This window comes from Rhizobium sp. AP16 (assembly GCF_000281735.1).
Taxonomy (GTDB): Bacteria; Pseudomonadota; Alphaproteobacteria; order Rhizobiales; family Rhizobiaceae; genus Rhizobium; species Rhizobium rhizogenes.
The window spans coordinates 23,217-39,176 of record NZ_AJVM01000027.1 but is presented as its reverse complement, the minus strand read 5'-3'; the positions used below and the strand labels follow the sequence as shown (position 1 = coordinate 39,176).

The following is a 15,960-nucleotide window of genomic DNA, read 5'->3' as shown; positions in this document are numbered from 1 at the left end:
CCTATTCCCGCAGAATCGCTCTTGGTCGATTTCCGCATATGTTTCATTGATCAGCGCTGAAATACTCCGCGGTTTCGCTCACTCGGGACTTGTTATGTTCTCCTTTATTTAATGCGCCGGCAAAACATTCATCGAAAATTAGGGACTTGCGGAACACATATGGAACATATAGTGTCCGTTCTGGATTTGTTTCACGACACCTTCACGATTCTGGGGTTCAAATACGATGTTGACACGCAAGCAGCAGGAACTGCTTCTCTTCATTCACGAACGGATGAAGGAGTCCGGCGTTCCACCTTCTTTCGATGAAATGAAGGATGCGCTGGACCTTGCGTCCAAGTCGGGCATTCATCGCTTGATCACCGCTTTGGAAGAGCGCGGTTTCATCCGCCGTCTGCCGAATCGGGCTCGAGCGCTTGAGGTCATCAAGCTGCCGGAAGCCTATAGTCCGAGCCTGCAGCCGCGCCGCGGCTTCTCGCCAAGCGTCATCGAGGGCAGCCTGGGCAAGCCCCAGCCCGTACAGCCCCCCGCCCCCGCCAAGCCGGCGAACGACGAGAACAACAGCGCCGTTTCCGTGCCGGTCATGGGCCGCATTGCTGCCGGTGTTCCGATCTCGGCCATTCAGAACAACACCCACGATATCACCGTCCCCGCCGACATGCTTGGCTCCGGCGAGCATTACGCGCTCGAGGTCAAGGGCGACTCGATGATCGATGCCGGTATCTTCGATGGCGACACTGTCATCATCCGCAACAGCACCACCGCCAATCCCGGCGATATTGTCGTCGCCCTGGTCGACGATGAGGAAGCAACATTGAAGCGCTTCCGCCGCAAGGGCGCCTCGATCGCACTCGAAGCGGCTAACCCCGCCTATGAGACCCGCATTTTTGGGCCGGATCGCGTCAAGGTGCAGGGCAAGCTCGTCGGCCTCATCCGCCGCTATCACTGACAGGTGACAGGGGCACAATCGGTGCACCGAATGCGCCCGTTCGCCAATCATAGGCGCGATGCAAATTCCATGGCCGCGCCAGGGTATCAAAAGCGGTCGTGGCGATCGGCCTGTCGGTGCCGAGATCCATTTCGATGGATCCGGACCGCCGGAGATTAGCTCCTGTGAAAAGCATTGCCCCCGAGCGGCAACGATCGAGCCGCAGCCGAACGGGGATGACCACAATATTGCCTGTGTCACAGGCCGGGCCAAGATAGGCGGCATTCTCGATGGTGACGAGTATGTCGCCATTGTCCAGCATCGCGACGCACCATGCCTGCTTCTGACAGACAAAGCCGCCCTGCCCCGCATTGTCCAATGCCGCCTCCATTGACTTACGGACGGCATTCCGTTCCTCAGAGCTCAAACGGCGACGGGTATCCGACTTACTGATTTTGGGTAGCTGGCTGTCGGATGCGAGTATCATCGGCGGTTTTTGGTCCGTCATCGACAATGCTCCTTTCCATTGATCGAAGATGAAACTGGGCGGCTTTTCGCGATTGGTCGCCAAGGCGCCGTCTCGTAGCAGCGCGACCAACGTCCCATCCTCGGAAATCATCAGGTCAGGCTTTCTGACATCCGGGCCGAGCGCGACGGCTGCGACGGAACCGATGATTACGAGCGCACCAGCATGTCGCAGCCGTGTTCGCAGCAATGTCATCAACAGGAAGCCGGCAATAACAGCCGGGAACATCCAGGCCGGCTGTCGTCCAAAAGGAATATCGCCGCCCCAGGCGGCGACCGTCGTGGCGATACCGATGACGAGCTCCAGTCCCTTGCCGGTGACCTGCCAGAATGGAGCATCCAGGCCGAATGGCATCAGCAGCATCGCCGCCATGCCGAATGGCATGACGATGAAGGAGACGATCGGCATGGCCGCGAGATTGGCGGCGAGCCCATATGTCGCCAACCGGTGAAAATGCTCGATCGAGAAAATAGCCGTCGATGCGCCGCCTAGAAACGACGTCGACGCTATGCCGCCGAAAAAGCGCGAGATGAAGAACAACGGCCGCAATATCCGGAAGCGGGAGAAAACGGTTTCCCGATGTCGACGCCGCGTCCAGAGCGTATAACCGGACACCAATGCTAGGGTCGCCGCATAGGACATCTGGAAACTTGGTCCGAGCACTTGCGACGGCGACAGAACGAGAATGATGATCGCCGACAGCGCGACGTTTCGAAGGCTGATGGATGGCCGGTCGAACAGCACGGCAATCAGCATGATTGCCATCATGATGAAAGCGCGTTCGGCCGAAACGCCGAAACCGGAAATGAGGTAATAGGCGGTCACCGTCACCAGCGCGCCAAAGGCTGCAATCTTCTTTGTCGGCCAAGCCTGCGCAACGCCGAAAAACAGGCTGAGAACATAACGCAGGCCGACATAGAAGATGCCGGCCGACAACGCCATATTCAGGCCTGAAATGGCGATGATGTGCGTAAGGCCCGCAGTCCGCAGTGCTTCGGTCGTTGCCTCGGAAATTGCCCGTCTCTCATCGGTGACAAGGGCCGCGGCAAAGGCGCCGGTATCGCCGGGCAGCGTCCTTCTGATCCGGTCGCCGATGCTGTTGCGCAAACCGGCAAGCCAGATATCCGCCTTGTCGAGAACCGACCCCTCAACGATATCAGCAGCCGATAGCAACAATGTCGGCGTCCCATAGGCGAAGCCATTCGCGCCGATGCCGTTGAAATAGGCGCTGAAGGCAAAGTCGTTCAAGCCTGGCAAGGCAGGTCCTGCCGGCGGCGTCAGCCGCGCCCTGGTCTGGATGAGATCTCCAAGTTCAAAGGGTTGCTGCTGCTTGCGCACGAAGACGGTCACTCGCTCCGGCGGCCTGCGAATGGTCGGGTTTTCCGTTGCGTCGAGGGCGACGACATAACGCCATCGCTCCTTGTCGCTGGACTCACGTCGTTCAACGCGCCCGGTTATCGTGGTCGTCACCGCTGTATCGAGCATCACCGTCGATGCGCGCCAAGCCTCTAATTGTGCCAAAGCCATCCCGAAACACACCAGCATGCCGGCCAGAAGAAGGTGCCGGAGCCTCGGCCCGGTGTCACGCTTGAGAAAGAAACCGACCGCGAAAATGATGAGAGCGGCAAAGACAGCTTGCGGCGGCGGATCGGCGCCAGCGGTAAACCAGAAAATTGCTCCGATACCGATATAGACCGGCACAAGCAGGATCCCGCGGCCATAATCCGCCTCTTCTTCGATCAAACGGGAAAGGCCGATTCTGATGCGGCCAGCCGCGAGCAGAAGACGTACTGCAGGGGTGGCTTGATCCTGTGTTCGTACCGGCGGCGCTACTCCGACAAGAGCAGGAGTCGTCGCAAAGCCGCTGTTGCGATCAGCCACAACAGCGGGATTCAGGCCGTTCGACTGCCGATCCGGTGCCTCTAAATTAGGCATGCGCCCCCGCGCCCTACGCAAAACTACAGCTATAACGAGATATTTGCCGTCACCAGCTGGTGAATTCAACCGAAATCACGCGTGTGGCGGATAAATCACCTTAGCCGGCACGCGAGCGAGGCAATTTCATCTACCGCAGTGCCCAAAAGTTGATACCGCAATGCACAAATAGCTGTAAGGATAACTTGGCATTAGGCTCTGGATCATATAGCTAATCCCTAGTCGCTTAACCTTTTGGCGCTTTTTATGGCGTCAACCCCCCGCCAAATCTTGGAGGATCAGCATGACGGAACAAAGCGCGAAACTAACTTGGGGCGAAAAGACGGTGGATCTGCCGGTAAAATCGGGAACCATCGGCCCAAGTGTCATTGATATTGGTGCCCTTTATAAGAACACCTCCACTTTCACCTACGATCCTGGCTTCACCTCGACCGCGTCGTGCGAGTCCAGCATCACCTATATTGATGGCGACGAAGGCGTTCTGCTGCATCGCGGTTATCCGATCGACCAGCTGGCCGAACACGGCGATTTCCTCGAAGTCTGCTACCTGCTTCTCTACGGTGAACTTCCGACCGCTGCCCAGAAGAAGGATTTCGATCATCGCGTGACCATGCACACGATGGTGCATGAGCAGATGAGCCGTTTCTTCACCGGCTTCCGCCGAGACGCGCATCCGATGGCCGTCATGTGCGGCTGCGTCGGCGCTCTGTCGGCCTTCTATCACGACTCGACCGACATCACCGATCCGCACCAGCGCATGGTCGCTAGCCTGCGCATGATCGCCAAGATGCCGACGCTTGCCGCCATGGCCTACAAGTACCATATCGGCCAGCCCTTCGTTTATCCGAAGAACGATCTCGATTATGCGTCGAATTTCCTGCGCATGTGCTTTGCCGTTCCTTGCGAGGAATATGTGGTCAATCCGGTGCTCGCTCGCGCCATGGACCGCATCTTCATCCTGCATGCCGATCACGAGCAGAATGCCTCGACCTCGACGGTCCGCCTCGCCGGCTCCTCCGGCGCCAATCCGTTCGCCTGTATCGCCGCTGGCATTGCCTGCCTCTGGGGCCCCGCCCATGGCGGCGCCAATGAGGCTGCATTGAACATGCTGACGGAAATCGGCTCGGTCGACCGCATTCCGGAATTTATCGCCCGCGCTAAGGACAAGAACGATCCGTTCCGCCTGATGGGCTTCGGCCACCGCGTTTACAAGAACTACGATCCGCGCGCCAAGATCATGCAGAAGACGGCGCACGAGGTTCTCGGCGAACTCGGCATCAAGGACGATCCGTTGCTCGACATCGCGATCGAACTGGAGCGCATCGCGCTGACCGATGAATACTTCATCGAGAAGAAGCTCTATCCGAATGTCGACTTCTATTCCGGCATCACGCTGAAGGCCCTGGGCTTCCCCACGACCATGTTCACCGTGCTCTTCGCGCTTGCTCGTACCGTCGGCTGGATCGCCCAGTGGAACGAGATGATCGAGGACCCACAGCAGCGCATCGGCCGTCCGCGCCAGCTCTACACCGGCGAACCGCCGCGCGAATACGTTCCGGTTTCCAAGCGTTAAGCCAAAAGACAGAACAACAAAAAACCCGGTCAGAAATGGCCGGGTTTTTTGTTGGCTAAAACATCGAGGAGGATCGCCGCCGCCTTCTCGCCGGGCGGCTCTTCCGTCTGCATTCGCTCCCAGACCAGATCGTAGCCCTCCAGCATGGCCGCCCGCTCCAGCGTATCGTTCGACAGGCGTTCCATGTAACGCGCCACTTTGCCGGCCCGCAGCACGTCGTTGAGGAGCTCGGGCACGACGACGTAATCCGCAATCAGGTTCGGCAAAGCGGCCGTCCAGACCTTGATGCGCGACATCACAAACCGGGCAAGCCACTCCGTTTTATATGTCGAGAGGACAGGAACGCCTGCAAGACCCAGCTCCAGGATCACGGTGCCGGAGGCGGCGACAGCCGCATCCGCTTCCGCGAAAGCCTTCCATTTGGCCTCCTGGCCGACAAAGACATCCGGCTTTACGCTCCAGTTTTCAACAAGGGAGCGCACCAATGCTTCCTGCCGTGGGACGGTCGGCAGCAGATAGCGAATGCGATCGTTTCGCCGGCTAAGTTCCATCACTGCCTGCTCGAAAACTGGCATGAGTTGGCGGATTTCCGAGGAACGCGAGCCGGGAAGCAGCAGGATCGTCTTTCCGCTATCGGCGGTGCTCACGGTCCGGAGCGCACGCTGGCGGCGGGCCTCGACCAGGCTCGGATCCACCGTCAGGCGATGACCAACATAGGTCGTCGCCGGTCCCGCCAGCCGCTGCATTGCCGCCGGCTCGAACGGCAGGATGGCCAGGACATGATCGACATAGGCAAGCATTTTCTGCGCGCGATATTCCTTCCACGCCCAGACACTGGGGCAGACGTAATTGACCACCGGCAGGTCAGGCAAAGCCGCCCGCACCTTTTTCGCGACGCGATGGGTGAAATCCGGGCTGTCGATGATCAGCAGCACGTCCGGCTTGGCCGCGATGATGGCATTCGCCGTCTGCCTGATGCGGGCGAGCAGCTTCGGTAGCTGCTTGATCACCTGTGCAAACCCCATGATCGACAGTTCGGAATAGTCGAACAGCGATCGCAGGCCTTGCACCTCCAGCGCTTCACCGCCGACGCCGATCAATTCCACCGGGCCGTCATAACGACGCTTCAATGCGGCGACCAGATCGCCGCCGAGCAGATCGCCCGAGACTTCACCGGCGATCACAGCGAGTTTCAGCGGTCTGTTGCTCACATGAACCCCTCCGCGCTGAGGCCGCGGTCGATGCCGCAGACGAAAAGTCCGACTTCGTCGGCGGCCGCAATCACCGCATCGCGCTCCAGCACCAGCGCCCTGCCCGCCTCCACCGCCACACCGGCAAGGCCGGCCTTCTTGGCGTTCAGCACGGTCGACACGCCGATTGACGGCAAGTCAGCGCGTACATCCTGCTGCGGCTTGCAAAGCTTGACCAACACGCCGCGGCGGCGCGTCGATATACGCCCTTCGGCACGCAGGCCGGCGACACGCTCGATCATCTGGTCCGTGCCTTCAGCACCTTCCAGCGCCACGACGCGGCCACCGACACTGACAGCGCCTTGCCCGACATCCAGCAGCCCGAGCGCATCGGCAGCTTTCGCACCCTGAGCAATGTCTCTCAAATCCTCTTTAGAAGGAGAAAGCTTGCCCAGCGGCCCGGTAGTCGCCAGCAGGTCCGGTGCTATCTCATGGGCGCCGACAACACGGACACCGCCAGCCTCGATCAGCCGGATAACCATTTGCAAAACGGCATTGTCGCCGCCGGACAAAAGCGTGCGAATGGTCGAGGGCAATTCCTTGATCACCCGCCAGGTCGGATGTATCTCCCGCCAGGCTGGACGGCGCGCGACACCGCCGGACATGACGACCCTGTCGATGCCATAGCGGCGGAACACGGCTTCAAGACCGGCAAAATTGCCGACGCCAAGAGTGGCGTGATCGAAAGCGGACCAATCGCGGTCCGCCTCGTTGGTCAATGCAAGAATGACGGGATCTTCGCCGGCCTGACGGGCGGCTTCGGCGACATAGGCGGGCAAAAAACCACTGCCTGCGATGATCGCCAGCCTGCCCTTGTTGTCCTGACCGCTCGCGGCCACTTCAGCCCTTGCCGCGATTGGGCGACGATAGTGCGCGATCGCTATCGGCGGCGATGAAATCGAGAATCTCCATCGCTTCCTTGCAATCGGCATACTCCTCGCGGATCGCCGTCGCATTGTCGCGGATCGAGCCTTCGCCCTCAAAAATGCTCTTATAGGCGCGGCGGACCCGGTGGATCACCGAACGCTCGATGCCGGCGCGGGTCATGCCGACAATATTCAGGCCCGACAGGACGCCCGGATTGCCGTTCAACATGCCGTAGGGAATGACATCGTAACTCGCAGCCGAAAGGCCGCCGACGAAAGCTTGACGGCCGATGCGGGTGAACTGATGCACCGCGCAGCCGCCGCCGAGAATGGCGCGGTCTTCAACGGTGACGTGCCCGGCCAGCATGACGTTGTTCGACATGATGACATTGTTGCCAACGCGGCAATCATGGGCGACATGCGAATTGGCGAGGAACAGGTTGTTGTTGCCAACGACCGTCTTGCCGCCGTAATCAGCCGTGCCAGTGTTGATCGTCACGCCTTCACGGATCGTGCAATTCTCGCCGATATCCAGCGTCGTCTCTTCGCCACCGTGATGCACGCTCTGCGGATCGCCGCCGACGACGGCCATGGGGAATATCTTCGTACCCTTGCCGATCGTCGTCCGGCCGGTCACGACCACATGCGTCAACAGCTGGACAGAATCATGCAGCACGACCTTCGGACCGACATGGCAGAACGGACCGACGACAACATTCTCGCCGATGACCGCCCCGTCTTCAACGACCGCGAGCTTATGAATGCGCGCGCTTTTTGCAATGCTGCTCATGCCTGATCCGGGTCCTTCCGTACAATCATCGCACCGATATCGGCCTCGGCAACCACCGAACCATCGACCTTGGCATCGCAGTGGAACTTCCAGATCGTGCCGCGCTGCTTTTGCTTGACGACATGGAATTCCACCCGGTCGCCAGGAACGACCGGCTTGCGGAAGCGAGCATTGTCGATGGTCATGAAGTAGACGAGGTTACCGCCAATACCATCCTTGCGAGCGCAGATCGCACCTGCCGTCTGCGCCATGCCTTCGATCAACAAAACACCCGGCATAATCGGCGAGCCCGGAAAGTGCCCAGTGAATTGCGGCTCGTTGGCCGTGACGTTCTTGATGCCGATAGCGGAGTTGTCGCTATCGATCTCGATGATCCTGTCGACCATCAGGAAAGGATAGCGATGCGGCAAAAGCTTCATAATCTCGATGATATCAGCCGACGACAGCGACGTCTTGGCGTCTTCAGTCATGCTCCGCACTCCCATCCTTCTTCTCTCTGGCTCCGGATCGCTTCGCGATCTCCGCCGCCTCTCTCAGAAAATCCCACAAAGGTCGTGCCGGAATACCCGCAAAGCGCTCTCCGGCCGGGATACTGTTCATGACGCCGCTCATGGCACCGATCTGAACACCATCACCGATCTGGATATGACCGTTAATGCCTGTATGGCCGCCGATCTGTACACCATCGCCGATCACCGCACTGCCGGCTATGCCGACCTGGCTGACGATAGCGCAATAACGACCGATCCGGACGTTATGTCCGATCTGCACCTGATTGTCGATCTTGGTGCCTTCACCAATCACCGTATCATCCATGGTACCGCGATCGATCGTCGTGTTGGCGCCAATCTCGACGTTATCCTGAATGATGACGCGGCCGATCTGTACGATCTTGATCATGCCGCGCGGGCTTGGCGCATAGCCGAATCCATCCTGGCCGATACGCGCGCCATTGTGGATGATGACGCCGTTGCCGAGATAGGAGCACAGAACGCTGGCGCCGCCGCCGATCGTGCAGTGGCGCCCGATCTTGACACCGGGGCCGATAATGGCGCCGGCTCCGATACGGGTTCCCTCGCCGATCTCGGCACCCGGACCGACGACGGCGCCCGGTTCCACGCCGACATCAGCTTCGAGCTTGGCTGTCGGATCGACGAAAGCGGTTGGCGAAATCAGTGTCGGTGTCGACGTCAACGCAACCGGACGCATGGCTTGCGGATGCAGCAATGCACCGGCCAGCGCGAAATCCGTATGTGGCTTCTTGGAAAGAAGAACCGGAATGTGTTCCGGGACCAAAGAACTCAAGGTCGGCAAACAAATGATCGCCGAAGCCTTGCAGGTCTCCAGTTCAGCACGATTCTTTCGGGAAAGAAGGTAGCAAACGTCGCCATCGCCGGCCCGATAGACCGGCGCAATGGACTTGATGATGATGCCCGCGAAGGCCTCATCAGCAAGTTCCGCCCCAAGATGCTCGGCCAGCGCACGAAGGCTAACGCCATCATGGGGCGGGAAAAAACCGATATGTTCCATAAGCACCAGCTCCAGAACGGTGTTAAGCCCGCAGTTCTGGGCTGCCGATATCAGAACTGGTTGGCGATGCCAAACCGGAAATTCTCAACCTTGTCGTAGTCTTCCTTGAGAACCGGTACGGCATAGTCAACACGGATAACACCGAAGGGCGACGACCAGATCAGGCCTGCACCGAGCGAGGCACGGATCGAGCTGTCATTATGCAGGACATCGCCGAACAGATTAGCCTTGTTGCCATAGAGCGTACCCGCATCGGCAAAGGCTGCGAGACGCAGACCGATATCCTGCGGAACACCCGGCATCGGCATGCTTGCCTCAGCCGAGGCCGTGACATAGGTCGTGCCGCCCAGCGGATCGCCATTCGACGTGCGCGGACCGATACCGGCATTCTCGAAGCCACGGATTTCACGGCCACCGAGCGTGAACTGGTCGAAGACGTTCAGCTTGCCATCCGTCGGCATGACGTAGCCGGCACCAACCGTCAGCGAGCCGATGATGTCAGCCTCATCGCTGATCATCTTGTAATAACGTGCCTTGCCGCTCAGCTTGTAGAAGTCGGAGTCGCCGCCCAGGCCCGCATATTCATGCGTAAACTTGGCGATGATACCTTCACGCGGCAGATTTTGATCATCCAGCGTGTTGTAAGTGAAGGTCTGCGAAATCGTCGACTGAATCCAAGGACCGTTCAAGACAAGATTCTGGTACGGAGCCGACAGGTTGTCTTCCCAATCGTTCGTACCATCGTAGGTTAGGCGCTTGTAGTTGTAACGCAGCGTCGTCGCGAGGTTCTCGGTAATCGGAGCCGTCACGCGCAGCGAGAAGCCCTCTTCCGAGTAATCATAATAGTCGTCGCTCGACGTCTGGTTCTTGAAGATGTCGAAGCCAGCGGCCAGACGATAACCGAGGAAATAGGGCTCGGTGAACGAGATGTTATAGGTACGATTGCCTTCCGTGCCGGCGCCCGCTGCAATACGGATGTACTGACCGCGACCGAGGAAGTTCTTTTCTTCAACCGAAGCTTCGAGCAGCAGACCACCATTGTTGCCGACTGCGTAACCAGCACCGATACCGAACGAGCCAGTCGGCTGATCTTCGACGTTGACGACAACGACAACGCGGTCCGGAGCGCTGCCCGGTGCCGTGCTGATATCAACCTTCGTGAAGTAGCCGAGCGCGTCGAGGCGACGCTTGGCGCGGCTGATCATTTCCTGGTTGAACGCATCGCCTTCGTTGATATCGAATTCGCGACGGATAACGTAGTCGCGCGTGCGGGTGTTGCCGCGGATTTCGATGCGCTCGACATAGGCGCGCTCGCCCTGGTCGACCAGATATTCGATACCGATAGTGTGGCCACTGAGGTCACGGTTACCACGCGGCGTGATGCGGGCAAACGGATAGCCGGCCGAAGCGACACGCTTGGAAATGTTCTCGATCGAGGTCTGAATATCCTTGGCGCTGTAGACATTACCCTTCTGAGTAATGACCAAGCTCTTCAGGTCCTCGGCATTGACGCCATCAACCGTCGAAACGACGTTGATGTCACCATAGGTATAGCGCGGACCTTCATCGACGCTGAAGTTCAGCGTGTATTCGTTGTTCTGCTCGTTCAGCGTCGCATCGGCGCTGACGATACGGAAATCGGCATAACCGTGATTGTAGTAGAACTGACGCAGCGCATCCTGGTCCGCCTGCTGGCGATCGGCGCTGTAGACGTCCTTACGGGTCAGGAACGACATGAAGTTCGTCTTCTTGGTGCTGATCACCGAAGCAAGACGACCGCTGTTGTAAGCCTGGTTGCCGGAGAAGTTGATCTTGTCGATCTTGGTGCGATCGCCTTCATTGATGACGAAGGCAACGTTGATGCGGCCCTGCGCGACCGGAACGGTCTGCGTTGTCACCTGAACATCATTACGACCGATCGCCGCATAGGCGTCCTTGATCGTCTTGATGTCGGCCTGAACCTGGGTTTCGCTGTAGGGACCAGCGGCATGGGTCTGTACGACACCCTGCAGCTTGTCATCCTTGATCTTGCGGTTGCCGTTGAAAACCACGGCATTGATCAGCTGGTTTTCCTTGACGGAAACGACCAGCGTGCCGCCGGAAACAGTCACATGTACATCGGAGAAGTATCCGGTGGCATAAAGCTGCTTCACCGAATTATCGATGTCACCGGGCGAGAAGCTCTTGCCGGGCTTGATCGTGAGATTGTCGCGAACAGCATCAACGCCAACACGCTCTGCCCCCCTGACATCGATCCGTTGTATGACAGCGGCTTCTGCGACCGAGGCAGAAGCAAGGGTGATAACACCAGCGCCCGACGCAACAACACCAGCAGACAGCGCTACCGCCGACACTGCGTTCAAAAATCTTGAACCAGCCTTCATTTCACTTCTTACCTTTTTTCAGTCGTCCCCAGCCCCGGGAAGAACCCGATTCCGGCCACGTGTGTCGTTTTACCCGCTTTTGACATACAAGCAAGGGAGCAAGTTAATTTCTGTTTACTTCATTTCAAAGCGTGGCTCATTCGCCACTACAGCTTTGAAACATCGTAAATAAATCGTAATTCTTCCCTTGCTCCCCCATCAGCCTATCCTGGAGCTGATGTCGTTCCATGTCGCAAATACCATGAGTGACAAAACCATTGCGAACCCAATCCGGAAAGCAATGTCCTGCGCTCGGGCACCTAGCGGTTTTCCCCTTACTGCTTCAATCGCATAGAACATCAGATGGCCGCCATCAAGTACCGGGACCGGCATCAAATTTAATAAACCAATTGAAACAGAAAGTATGGCGGCGAATTGGAGCACCGCGGAGAAGCCCAGAGTTGCCATTTGACCGGAGAGTTGCGCCACGCGAATCGGGCCGCCGAGCTGGTCCGCCTTCATGTAGCCGCCGATGACGTTGCCGAGATATTCAAAGGTGCCGGAAATGATGTTGCCGGTCTGCTTCACGCCTTCGCTGAGCGCCTGCAGCGGCCCGTATGCCTGATAACGCAGCTTGATAGGCTTCTGTCCATCGCTGATTCCGATGCTGCCGATCTCCGTCTCGTTGCCGAAGGCATCAGGTTCTGCGGCCATCTTGGGCGTGACTTTGACGTCCCGCGTCACGCCGTCATGCTGGACGGACAATACCACTGCCTTGTCCGCTCGGGAGGCAACATAACGCTGCACCTCACCGATGGAGCCGATGGCGCGTCCATCCACAGAAAGAATGCGATCTCCGAGCGTGATACCCGCACCTGCGGCAGGACTATCCTGCGCAATTGTGGCCACGAGCGGATCGACCGGCGAAATGCCGACGCTGCCGACATCCTTCTTGTTGCCGGAAGAATCGGTCTCAGCCAGCGCCGCCGGCACCATCGGAAAATCGCGGATCTGGCCATTGCGCTCGACCGTCAGGACCACGCTCTTGCCGGGGCGGTCACCGATATAGCGAACGATATCGTAATAGGTCGCGACATTGTTGCCATCGACCGCGACCAGACGGTCGCCGGCCTGTATGCCCGCCCGTGCCGCCGGCCCGCCCGGCTCCACCGCCGTTACCTGTGGGTCGACGAGCGCGATACCGATGCGACCCATCTCCATCTTGTTGCCGAACTGATCCGTGTCTTCCGCAAGCTTCGGCATGATGTTGAAATCGCGCTTCTGGCCATCGCGCTCGACGCTGAGCACGATATTGCGGCCGGGCCGCATGCCGACATAGCGCTGCACTTCATCGAAGGTCGCGATCTTGTTGCCGTCAATGGCGACGAGACGGTCGCCAGGCTCGATCCCTGCTTCGGCGGCGGCACCGCCGCGCGTGACCATGGCAACGACGGGATCCGCAACCGTGCGGCCATAGGCGCCGAACAGCACGGCGAAAATTGCGATGGCGAGAATGAAATTAGCAATCGGGCCGGCGGCAACGGTTGCAGCGCGCTTCCAGAGCTTGGCACCCGCGAAGGATTGGGCGCGCTCTTCCTCGGTCATGGCCGCGAGCTGATCTGTGTCGGTCTTGCTCGAAGCGTCCTCATCACCGAAGAAACGGACATAGCCGCCGAGCGGAATGAGCGACAGTTTCCAGCGCGTGCCATGGCGGTCGGTGAAGCCGGCGATCTCGGGACCAAAGCCGATCGAGAAGGCCATGATGCGGATGCCAGACCAGCGCCCGACCAGATAATGACCCATCTCGTGCACGAAAACGAGCAGTGACAGGACGAAAACAAACGTGATGACGTTGTTCGTCAAGAAGCCGATGATGCCTGCCACGCTACCCATGCATTGATCCTGTTCGCGTTGATTTCATACACCGAGCAGGACACTGCCCAATGACATGGTCTCGCCGCTCATTGTCAGCGATATCACGATAGCCAACATAAACGCCGCAAAACAAGCAAAAATTAGTCCATCGACCCGATCCATGACGCCGCCATGGCCGGGAATTAGATGGCTGGAGTCCTTGACGCCGAAACGGCGCTTCATGAAAGACTCGAATAAATCGCCGATTTGGCTGCAAATCGACAGGATCAGCGCGAGCACCGGAATCCATAAACCATCTGCGGAGAAATAGCTCCAGACCACCGCCGTTCCGGCAATCACGGCTGCGATTGCACCGCCGATGGCGCCCGACCAGGTCTTGCCCGGCGATATGCGTGGCGCAAGCTTTGGTCCGCCGATGGCGCGGCCGACAAAATAGGCGAAAATATCGGTCGCCCATACCGTGGCGAAGATGAACAGCATCAGCACGAAGCCCCGCAGGTCATCGTCGCGGATCTCCGCAAGGGCGATGGTGGTCAATCCGGCATAGAATATTCCGCCGGGCAGCCACCAGCTTTTGCCACGCATGGCGACCATGATCGCTGTCACCGCAACGAAAGCAAACAGCACCTCGATGGAGTAGACCGATTCTTCCATCAGCGTTGAGCCGGAAATCAGCACCAGGCCCAGCCAGGCAAGCGCGTTGCCCTGCGGATCACGGCCATGAAGATCCGATATTGTCGACCACTCATAATAGACGAGCAGACCGATCGCCACCGCCAGCAGGCGGAAGCTCAGCCCGCCGTACCAGGTGGCGACGAGAACGATTGCGGCAAGAATGATGCCGGAGAAAATGCGCAGCCGGAGTTCGCGACTCATCAGGACCCCACGGCCGCCTGCTTGGCGGAAAGACCGCCAAAACGCCGATCGCGCGCGGCATATTTTTCCAGCGCGGAGAAGAAAAGGTCCCGGCTGAAGTCCGGCCAGTATTCCGGCATGAACATGAATTCCGAATAAGCGGCCTGCCAGAGCAGGAAATTCGACAACCGCTCTTCACCGCTGGTGCGAATGATCAGATCGGGATCGGGAATTCCGGCCGTGTCCAACCGCGCGCCGACCAGTTCGGGGCTGATATCCTGCGGGCGCAGCCGCCCGGCCTCGACGTCCCTCGCGAGGCTGACGAGGGCGCGGGAAATTTCATCGCGCGAGCCATAGTTGAAGGCGATGACCAGCGTCAGGGCCGTATTGTCCCTGGTGGTCTCCTCCGCCTCGATCAACAATGGCAGGATGTCGCCGCGCAGATTGTTGCGATCACCGATCACCCGGATGCGGACATTCTGGCGATGCAACTCGGCAAGGTCTCGCCGGATGAAGGCCTTGAGCAGACCGAGGAGATCGCTCACCTCCGTCTCCGGACGACGCCAATTCTCCGACGAAAAGGCAAAGAGGGTCAGATATTTTACGCCGATGTCGCCGGCAGCCCGCACGGTCTCGCGCACCGCCTCCACGCCCTTACGATGGCCCATGGTTCGCGGCAGGCCGCGTGCATTGGCCCAGCGCCCGTTGCCATCCATGATGATGGCAACGTGTTCGGGTATGGCAGAGAAGGTCGGAAGTGACATATGGGTCCAGTTTTGTTCGGCGGGAAAGGTTCTGGCCTCTTAATCTAGCGCACCCTTGCCGCTTTCAATATCTCGTGATCGAAAGCGCGATGCCCTAGCGTGAAATCAGACCTGCATGATTTCCTTTTCCTTGTCGACTAGCAAGCGGTCGATGTCCGAAATCGTCTCATCCGTCATCTTCTGCACACGCTCTGACAAGGAGCGGCCCTCATCCTGACCGATGTCACCGTCCTTTTCGGCCTTTTTGAGACCGTCCATGCCATCACGGCGAACATGGCGAATCGCCACCTTTGCCTTCTCAGCATATTCGTGGGCGACCTTCACCAGCGAGCGGCGACGCTCCTCGTTGAGTTCCGGCAACGGAATTCGCAGGTTCTGCCCGTCGATAATCGGATTGAGACCGAGATTGGATTCGCGGATCCCGCGCTCGACGGCGCCGACCATCGACTTGTCCCAAACCGAGACCGACAGCATGCGCGGCTCGGGAACCGTGATATTGGCCACCTGGTTCAGCGGCATGCGCGAACCGTAGGCTTCAATCGTCACCGGGTCGAGAATGTTGGCGGACGCACGCCCGGTGCGCAGCGAGGCGATGTCGCTCTTGAATGCCGCAATGGCGCCGTCCATGCGGCGCTTCAATTCCTTGAGGTCAGTGCCTTCACTCATGTTTATACTCCCGTCTAATAGGCGACGCCGGGAAGGTCC

The 15,960-nt window shown here is 58.9% G+C and carries 13 protein-coding genes; 2 read left to right on the top strand and 11 right to left on the bottom strand.

The features are described 5' to 3' along the window. The first annotated feature begins 226 nt into the window (after positions 1-226). Complete coding sequence (lexA, locus tag PMI03_RS12080; RefSeq protein ID WP_007693442.1) at positions 227-949, top strand: transcriptional repressor LexA; 723 nt, start codon at positions 227-229, stop codon at positions 947-949. On the opposite strand, the gene PMI03_RS12075 is transcribed toward lexA, so the two are convergent. Next, positions 930-3,389: a ComEC/Rec2 family competence protein gene (locus PMI03_RS12075; RefSeq protein WP_007693441.1), complete on the bottom strand. Its 2,460-nt coding sequence runs from the start codon at positions 3,387-3,389 to the stop codon at positions 930-932. The genes lexA and PMI03_RS12075 overlap by 20 nt on opposite strands. A 283-nt stretch (positions 3,390-3,672) precedes the next feature. On the opposite strand from PMI03_RS12075, the gene gltA reads away from it, so the two are divergent. After that, a complete protein-coding gene (gltA, locus tag PMI03_RS12070) occupies positions 3,673-4,962 on the top strand; it encodes a citrate synthase (RefSeq protein ID WP_007693439.1) in 1,290 nt (429 codons plus the stop codon). Between the two features lie 29 nt (positions 4,963-4,991). On the opposite strand, the gene lpxB is transcribed toward gltA, so the two are convergent. From lpxB to frr, 10 genes are all read right to left on the bottom strand, one after another. Beyond that, positions 4,992-6,173 (bottom strand): lipid-A-disaccharide synthase, encoded by a 1,182-nt coding sequence (lpxB, locus tag PMI03_RS12065; protein ID WP_007693436.1) that lies wholly within the window; start codon positions 6,171-6,173, stop codon positions 4,992-4,994. After that, positions 6,170-7,051, bottom strand: coding sequence for an LpxI family protein (locus PMI03_RS12060; RefSeq protein ID WP_007693434.1), 882 nt, complete (start codon positions 7,049-7,051; stop codon positions 6,170-6,172). Before PMI03_RS12060 ends, lpxB begins: the two co-directional genes overlap by 4 nt. Position 7,052: 1 nt before the next feature. Beyond that, the gene (gene lpxA / locus PMI03_RS12055) at positions 7,053-7,868 is read right to left on the bottom strand and encodes an acyl-ACP--UDP-N-acetylglucosamine O-acyltransferase (protein WP_007693431.1); all 816 of its coding nucleotides are present in this window, start codon (positions 7,866-7,868) and stop codon (positions 7,053-7,055) included. After that, positions 7,865-8,338 (bottom strand): 3-hydroxyacyl-ACP dehydratase FabZ, encoded by a 474-nt coding sequence (gene fabZ / locus PMI03_RS12050; protein WP_007693429.1) that lies wholly within the window; start codon positions 8,336-8,338, stop codon positions 7,865-7,867. The genes lpxA and fabZ overlap by 4 nt, the downstream gene beginning before the upstream one ends. Then, positions 8,331-9,398 (bottom strand): UDP-3-O-(3-hydroxymyristoyl)glucosamine N-acyltransferase, encoded by a 1,068-nt coding sequence (lpxD, locus tag PMI03_RS12045; RefSeq protein ID WP_007693427.1) that lies wholly within the window; start codon positions 9,396-9,398, stop codon positions 8,331-8,333. Before lpxD ends, fabZ begins: the two co-directional genes overlap by 8 nt. Positions 9,399-9,448: 50 nt before the next feature. Continuing rightward, complete coding sequence (gene bamA, locus PMI03_RS12040; protein WP_007693425.1) at positions 9,449-11,782, bottom strand: outer membrane protein assembly factor BamA; 2,334 nt, start codon at positions 11,780-11,782, stop codon at positions 9,449-9,451. A gap of 198 nt (positions 11,783-11,980) precedes the next feature. Next, complete coding sequence (rseP, locus tag PMI03_RS32020) at positions 11,981-13,654, bottom strand: RIP metalloprotease RseP (protein WP_007693419.1); 1,674 nt, start codon at positions 13,652-13,654, stop codon at positions 11,981-11,983. 24 nt (positions 13,655-13,678) lie between these two features. After that, positions 13,679-14,512, bottom strand: a complete 834-nt coding sequence (locus PMI03_RS12030; RefSeq protein WP_007693417.1) for a phosphatidate cytidylyltransferase — start codon at positions 14,510-14,512, stop codon at positions 13,679-13,681. Continuing rightward, positions 14,512-15,255, bottom strand: a complete 744-nt coding sequence (locus tag PMI03_RS12025; RefSeq protein WP_007693415.1) for an isoprenyl transferase — start codon at positions 15,253-15,255, stop codon at positions 14,512-14,514. Before PMI03_RS12025 ends, PMI03_RS12030 begins: the two co-directional genes overlap by 1 nt. A 105-nt stretch (positions 15,256-15,360) precedes the next feature. Continuing rightward, positions 15,361-15,921 carry a ribosome recycling factor gene (gene frr, locus PMI03_RS12020; protein WP_007693413.1) on the bottom strand — a complete coding sequence of 187 codons (561 nt, stop codon included), beginning with the start codon at positions 15,919-15,921 and terminating at the stop codon, positions 15,361-15,363. Positions 15,922-15,960 lie beyond the last annotated feature (39 nt).

What these genes read in the sequence shown, in the direction of transcription:
- bamA (WP_007693425.1), bottom strand. Translation starts at nt 11,782, where the DNA reads ATGAAGGCTGGTTCAAGATTTTTGAACGCAGTGTCGGCGGTAGCGCTG.
- rseP (WP_007693419.1), bottom strand. Translation starts at nt 13,654, where the DNA reads ATGGGTAGCGTGGCAGGCATCATCGGCTTCTTGACGAACAACGTCATC.
- PMI03_RS12025 (WP_007693415.1), bottom strand. Translation starts at nt 15,255, where the DNA reads ATGTCACTTCCGACCTTCTCTGCCATACCCGAACACGTTGCCATCATC.
- lpxD (WP_007693427.1), bottom strand. Translation starts at nt 9,398, where the DNA reads ATGGAACATATCGGTTTTTTCCCGCCCCATGATGGCGTTAGCCTTCGT.
- lpxA (WP_007693431.1), bottom strand. Translation starts at nt 7,868, where the DNA reads ATGAGCAGCATTGCAAAAAGCGCGCGCATTCATAAGCTCGCGGTCGTT.
- frr (WP_007693413.1), bottom strand. Translation starts at nt 15,921, where the DNA reads ATGAGTGAAGGCACTGACCTCAAGGAATTGAAGCGCCGCATGGACGGC.
- fabZ (WP_007693429.1), bottom strand. Translation starts at nt 8,338, where the DNA reads ATGACTGAAGACGCCAAGACGTCGCTGTCGTCGGCTGATATCATCGAG.
- PMI03_RS12030 (WP_007693417.1), bottom strand. Translation starts at nt 14,512, where the DNA reads ATGAGTCGCGAACTCCGGCTGCGCATTTTCTCCGGCATCATTCTTGCC.
- gltA (WP_007693439.1), top strand. Translation starts at nt 3,673, where the DNA reads ATGACGGAACAAAGCGCGAAACTAACTTGGGGCGAAAAGACGGTGGAT.
- PMI03_RS12075 (WP_007693441.1), bottom strand. Translation starts at nt 3,389, where the DNA reads ATGCCTAATTTAGAGGCACCGGATCGGCAGTCGAACGGCCTGAATCCC.
- lexA (WP_007693442.1), top strand. Translation starts at nt 227, where the DNA reads ATGTTGACACGCAAGCAGCAGGAACTGCTTCTCTTCATTCACGAACGG.